Origin of the sequence: Stenotrophomonas sp. SrG (assembly GCF_050031795.1) — a bacterium.
Lineage (GTDB): Bacteria > Pseudomonadota > Gammaproteobacteria > Xanthomonadales > Xanthomonadaceae > Stenotrophomonas > Stenotrophomonas rhizophila_A.
Genome location: NZ_JBNBBE010001744.1, coordinates 1 through 230, shown reverse-complemented (window position 1 = coordinate 230; position 230 = coordinate 1). Strand labels below are relative to the sequence as shown.

1 protein-coding gene is annotated in these 230 nt (G+C 71.7%); it reads left to right on the top strand.

The genetic code is table 11. The features are described from left to right. Positions 1-230: pyruvate kinase (locus tag ACQG3P_RS25230; RefSeq protein ID WP_426806569.1), on the top strand; the 230-nt coding region annotated here is incomplete at both ends.

Sequence of the window (230 nt, the reverse complement as noted above, 5' to 3'; positions counted from 1 at the left end):
CCACCCTCGGACCGGCAACCGACCCGCCGGGCGTGCTGGAGGATCTGTTCCGCGCCGGCGTGCACGTGGTCCGCCTCAACTTCAGCCACGGTGACCCGTCCGGCCAGGCCCAGCGCGCCGCCGACGTGCGCGCCGCCGCGCAGCGCGTGGGCGTGGAAGTGGGCATACTGGCCGACCTGCCGGGCCCGAAGATCCGCATAGAGCGTTTCACCGAAGGCAAGATCCACCTA